We start from the raw sequence: 6,156 nt of genomic DNA, 5'->3' as shown, positions 1-6,156 counted from the left end.
GTGCTTGTTGTGGCTGCGGTGCTTGTTGTGGCTGCGGTGCTTGTTGTGGCTGTGGTGCTTGTTGTGGCTGCGGTGCTTGTTGTGGCTGCGGTGCTTGTTGTGGCTGCGGTGCTTGTTGTGGCTGTTTAGTTAAGGCGAGATAAGAAGCATATTCGATTGGTCTAATCAAGGAATGATCCTGAATTGATCCACGAAAAGGAAATGGAAGAGGATTAATCTCAAAAATCCATACATGTCCATTTTCGTCCATCCCTAAATCTATTCCTAAATCCCCCATATGGTATCCAGATTTATCTAACATACTGCAAATCTTCATTCCAACGTTAATAACAGACTTTTCTATTTCTGCTTCCTTTTCTTTATCAACAGTAAGTGTTTTTATAAAATTACTAATAGAATAGGCTGTTACAAATTTAGGAATAACGTGGCTAATGTTAGATGCTACTCGAACTAGTATCATAGATACTTCCCATTGACCTTTACTGTTTTTATTCATATTAATCCGGATATCGGTTGCATTTTTCGAGCTTTTTACTGTTTCAATTCCTTGTTGTAAAATATAACCTCCAGGAGCTAACCTTGATAAAGCCCAGTCCTGAAACTTCTGATAGGATTTAAACCTTTTCTCTTTCATTTTATTTTTTTCCCGATAGAAAATTTCGATTTTTCCTTTACTTTTCAGTTTCACTCGAAAAATCCCCCTGCTATTATGGGCATGGGAGACATTGATAGGTTTTAAAAAGATATCTTTGTATTGATATAAAAAAGGATAAATATTTGTTTTGTTTACTAACTTCCTGGTATAGGGAAGGTGCTTTCGCAACTCATTATTACCTGCTAATAAACTCCAGCATTCCCATTTATCAAATATGAAGCTGTTAAATACTTTACGACCAATAACTCTTTCAATCTGTTTTATAACATTACTTTCCACATAACATTGTAAGTAGACCACATCCGGTAAGGGATATATCCCTTCTTTTCGTTTGATCTCTTCTCCTATTTTCTCCCAACAAATCCCTTTCACATTGCGTTTTGATAAGTTTAGATCCTCAATATGAAATGTAATAAGAATAACATTACCCGGATACTTTTCTAGTCTGTCCCTTGCTAGCTTTTCAAATAATGGTTTGACCAATGATACACATATTCCTACAAAAGGTATATTTTGTTTGTTCTGGTCCATAATAATCACTCCTAAAAAATCCACCTCTGTAAGTCTGAGGTGGATAAACTGGTCTAAAATTATATTTCTATTATACTGTTACTTCTACAACACTAATTGTAACCGTATTCCCTAGAATAGTAAGGGTAATTGGTCCAAGTGTTGGACAAGGAATTCCTACTAAAGCGAGATCACCTATAGGAGCAGGAAAGGGAATGGTAACGTCAACCAATCCAGTACCAGTTTCCGGAACATCCACAATAAGGGTCACTGGTAATGCTGTTCCAATAGTCACTGTTGCTGTAACACGACAAGTTAATACTCCACCCATGTTATATCACCTTTCTTTCATTTTTTTATTGTTTTTGGAGGATGGTGACAAAACTAAAACGTGGTTAACGTAATTGTGGTTTTATCATTATTAATTATCCTCACCTAAATAGCTTATGCAACCAATAGAAAAAGGAAAGGGACAAACGTTCATGTTTTTCTTTTTTTAAACCATTTAGGTGAAAAACTATAGATATTTCAAAATAAGGTTTTTATTAATATACTTATCTATAGAAAAAAGAAAGTACCCAGGAGGGAATGTAATTAGTAACAAACTGAAAAACCTTGTAATAACCCCCCCGGTCTAGAAGTAATTGAAAACATTATTGGTTTAGAATGGAAATCAAAACAGTCTAAACCTGATTGTTTCATTGACCTTCTCCGCAGTATTATTGAGATTTCTTGCTACTGAATATAAACGTACAAATACACCAACTCATGTGAAGTAATAACTTTCCTCAACAGAATATTTGAATAGTTTCTTATTATATTAGAGCTTTTTCTCTAACATTTTAAATATAATTCACACAACATAGCTTTTTTAAAATGATACATAGCAAGATCATGAACACACAGCTTCAAATAAATTCTAATATATGATTGTATGGATACTATTTCATATGAGTTACCGCATATGTATAAAAGGTGCGCTTTATATACATCTATTTTATATTTACTCATCCGCAGAGTACTGTTATATAGAAAATGTATAAAGAGTTGCACACTAAAGAAAAAAGCCTTTTCTAAAACCCTTGTCTCAAGGGTTCTTTTTATTGTTTTTCAATAGAAGTAATTACACAACTTAAACACAGAGAAAAATAATAACCATAACACCTTAATTTTTACAAAAAAAATGAAAACATTGTACTTTTTACTATATTTGTTATCTGTACAAATTACCTGTATGAGTGCTATTACTAACTGTTGCAGTTGCTGCAACACCAGTTGGAATGCTAACTGTATAGTAGTAATTTACTTCTTCCTCATCGTCAGTGAAAACATCGACAAATTCTAGGGGTACAGAAAAGGTCATGTTAGCATTAACCGATACGGTATGCACATAAATTGTTGGACTTAAAAGTGGATTATACTGGGGATTTATTACTTTGTGGATTTTAAATGTAATAGTCTTTGGTGAAATAGCACCAACCGTAACTGTACTTGAACCACCTAAACTGACAAGATCGCCATTAAATACTTCTTTAAATTTTACCAGTCCTATTATTTCTTCACCAGAAGGATCTGTTGACGTAGAAGTAAGAACTACTGACCCTGCTTGATTAAAATGGGAAAAATCTGCAACCGTTCTGCTAATTTTCTTTTCTTTATGAATTTCATAATGGTCATCTGGGTAACAACCATATTCATGGTCATCTTGAGCATACCTTTTTTTACGATTAGGGTTACAATTTTTTTTATGATATCCCATTTTTCTCACCTCCCTTTCTTAATCATGAGAACACACCTCAAACATCATTCTATGAAGATACAGTTAAACTGGTCGCACGTAAAAACCATTTTTTATGAATTTCTGTTTTAAAATAAAAATATTTATGCTGATTTCTTCTCTTTTTATATTCTGTCAGCTGACTTTGCTGAATACTTGTTTATTTATCTATAAAAACATGATTAAAGGCAGCTGGATAGTACTCAATTGATTTTAATAAATGATAATGCAAATTGTGTTAACTATACTGTGATACATAATATACAACTTCGAATTATTTTGTATGGGGATTATACCGTGCCATTTTATTTGATAGTAAATCCAGCTCGAAATTAGCCGCTTCATAAAAGTTAATACATATAATGAAGTTGAATTGTAGGGAGAGGTTATATCTATTGTATAGGTGAGAGTGTTCAATAAACGATTTACTTCATTTACGCTACTTTCTTCACATAGGATTTGACTTTAGTAATAGATACCTTCTTTTCATATTGAATAGCATGCGCAATCATTTGATTTATCTCGTTATATCGTTCTTATGTTAAAAGTGACTACCCTGAATGTGGAGACACAAGATTAAAATCAGGATATCTGAATCAGGTTTAGACGATAATAACGTGAGATCTTATGCAATATATATAAATCCTCATATTGTTATTTGCCAAATAAACGAGCAAAAAAGCTTTTATGGTGTTCTTCTTCTTTTTCTTTTGTAGCTGCAATTTCTAATAGCTGTTCCTGGTTGTGTTTTTGTGATTTGCGTATGTAGTCCATCATTTCTTTGTCTCTATTATTAATTTGGTTACTTATTCTTTCTGCCAAACGTTCTTCTAATTCTTTTAATTGTTTGTTCATCTGTTCTTGTTCTGTCTGTCTTTTCTCTTCAGATGTTTTCAAAGCTTCTTTATAATGATCTAGCATTTCTAATAATTTATTACTAATGGACTGTTGCTGTTCAAACTGTTCTTTCATTGTATTTAATATGATATCTGTTGTGTGATTATTATGTTTTTGATGAACAGTTAGCTCACGGTTATTTTCTTCTTTTTTTGAGTGTTCTTCTTGTGTGATTGATGAGGAACGGTTCCTATCAAACCCTTTTACAACAGTCATTGCAGCTATTTCTAATGGGAGTTTTTTCTCTTGAATAGCGTATTTTAAGTTTGACAATAAAGTTTGGTCAGTAACAGAATAGTAACGCTTTTTTCTGTTATCTTTTACAAACTCATAACCATACTTTTCTACTTCAATACACCATTTTCTAATATTACTGGAAGTTGTATTTAATCGCTTGGCCATTGCTTCAGCGTTTATTGTATCTTGCTTGATATTCATACTTGGCCTCCGTTCCTAATATGTTATCTTCGTGCTTTCTATATGATACAATTTTATCTAAACAAATTCGAGAGGACTTGTTTATCTCCTTTTATTTAGTAGAAATTTAATGTATAAAAAATAAATATTCTATACATTAAATTTTAGCTTGGCCGTTATAAGAATGTTGTTAAATCAACAATGTATAAAATCCCGTATAAATTAGAAAATGTTAAAGTTAACAACCCCTTGGCGGCCAAGGGGTTGTTTTTTTATGTGTACCAGAAAGAGTGTTTATGTTAACTACTGTTGTATATCGTATACAGCCTAAAAATAGAAAAATTAGACTTATAGTTTCTATTTTTTTGCACAAACACACTGTAAAAATATTCCTACATTACATAAATTATAATTTTAAAAATAAAAAAGGAAGGGAGAAGAGTTAAGGTTGAGTGATTTTTTGTCTAAGAAAGAGATAAAATCTATTAAATTATGGCTATCAAAAATGCATCATTATAAGAATAGCAGTAAAAGTAAACGGGCTAACAAAGCTAAAAAAATCTTAAATTTGAAATACAAAAAGCTTGGTAATGGTCGTCAACGTATTGCCTATGATCTTAATAATGGATATGTATTAAAAGTAGCTCTTACTCGGTCAGGAATTCAAAATAATAAAACAGAATTTAAAATATATAAACATTGTCGAGCTGGTTTACGAAAATATCTCTGCCGAGTGAAAGAGGTTGGACATGGTTGGATCATAATGAAAAAAATGAACATTGAAGTTCCTAATAAAATATACAACAAAAAATTACCTAAATTAAAAAACAAATTTCTAGATGCTGGACTCAAACCTAGGGATATGGGTAATGGTAATGTAAGGTTATCTAAAGAAGGTAAAATTACTGTCGTTGATTATGGGAATTTTATTATGTATTGAAGTGAATATAGATGCTGTAGTTGGTTATGCTCTTGGTCTAGAATCTAATTATTACCAAGCTTATTAGGTCCATTTGTTTCAGGATGATAAAACTTAGTGTTTTTTTATAAAGTGAAACTTTGCAATGATAAAGTTTGGATATTTTCTAAGATAGAAAAAGGCATCAGATACTTTAGGATCATACCTAAAATTGTTTAGACAAGCGTGGATATTACAAAGAAATTTTTAATTTAATAGAGGTAAGAGGTTATTAATTGAAAGGCTAAAACTAGATTATATGATCATTTTTTATAGAAATGCTCTATAAGTAGGCGTTTAGCTTGTACCAATTTTATTTTTTTCATATTATGTAGCATCTCTATTATTGAGGAGGTGATTTACGTGGCCTATGGTAAGGGAAAAAAAGTGATTCGTGTTGAAAAAGTGATTATTAAAACAGATAAAGTAATTATTAAAAAAGATGATAAAAAACACAATTCTTATAACAAGCATAGAAAAAATGATAACAGAGGACATTGTTGTTGTTAATTCTAGCTTTATTTTAAATTAATCTAGATAATTTACCCTATTGTTTAATAACAGTAATTGAACAGATATAAAAAGACATTGGTTGAAACTTAGCCAATGTCTTTTTTATTATTGGGTCCTTTATATATCTATTATGTTTTATGTATACCTTTTATGATTGCCGATAAAATTACATTATGTTAACTAACTTTGCATATGATATACAGCCTAAAAACAGAAAAACTCCCCCAATGCGTTAAGGGAGTTTTTCTGTTTTTTTAGGAGTTAGCTAAATGATGATCCAGTTCATCTTGAGTAATTTTTCTATAATTTTAAACTTTATACTCATAAAGGAAACCAAGACTTTTTCAAAATGGTGAATTTGTCTAGGACAAGTATATATAAAATGCATATACTGTATTAGTCTATCACCTTTACTATCTTGTAAGAGTA

Annotated in this window: 6 protein-coding genes; 2 read left to right on the top strand and 4 right to left on the bottom strand. The window is 31.1% G+C overall.

Features of this window, described 5'->3' with window-relative positions; all coding sequences use genetic code 11:
* From AC1DRF_RS14485 to AC1DRF_RS14470, 4 genes are all read right to left on the bottom strand, one after another.
* Positions 1-1,186: YheC/YheD family protein (locus tag AC1DRF_RS14485; RefSeq protein ID WP_477740998.1), on the bottom strand; the 1,186-nt coding region annotated here is incomplete at its 3' end.
* A 70-nt stretch (positions 1,187-1,256) separates the two neighbouring features.
* Positions 1,257-1,460 (bottom strand): hypothetical protein, encoded by a 204-nt coding sequence (locus AC1DRF_RS14480; protein WP_477740997.1) that lies wholly within the window; start codon positions 1,458-1,460, stop codon positions 1,257-1,259.
* A gap of 918 nt (positions 1,461-2,378) precedes the next feature.
* Positions 2,379-2,924 carry a hypothetical protein gene (locus AC1DRF_RS14475; protein ID WP_377578112.1) on the bottom strand — a complete coding sequence of 182 codons (546 nt, stop codon included), beginning with the start codon at positions 2,922-2,924 and terminating at the stop codon, positions 2,379-2,381.
* Between the two features lie 672 nt (positions 2,925-3,596).
* Positions 3,597-4,277 (bottom strand): hypothetical protein, encoded by a 681-nt coding sequence (locus AC1DRF_RS14470; RefSeq protein WP_477740996.1) that lies wholly within the window; start codon positions 4,275-4,277, stop codon positions 3,597-3,599.
* Positions 4,278-4,716: 439 nt separating this feature from the next.
* Between AC1DRF_RS14470 and AC1DRF_RS14465 the strand changes: the two genes are divergently transcribed.
* Both AC1DRF_RS14465 and AC1DRF_RS14460 read left to right on the top strand, forming a co-directional pair.
* On the top strand, positions 4,717-5,196 hold the full coding sequence (locus tag AC1DRF_RS14465; protein WP_477740995.1) for a hypothetical protein: 480 nt from the start codon (positions 4,717-4,719) through the stop codon (positions 5,194-5,196).
* 381 nt (positions 5,197-5,577) lie between these two features.
* Positions 5,578-5,724 (top strand): hypothetical protein, encoded by a 147-nt coding sequence (locus tag AC1DRF_RS14460; protein WP_477740994.1) that lies wholly within the window; start codon positions 5,578-5,580, stop codon positions 5,722-5,724.
* Positions 5,725-6,156 lie beyond the last annotated feature (432 nt).

Source organism: Priestia sp. P5_B4 (assembly GCF_056400385.1).
The sequence above is the reverse complement of the archived record's forward strand: the minus strand, read 5'-3'. Positions and strand labels throughout refer to the sequence as shown.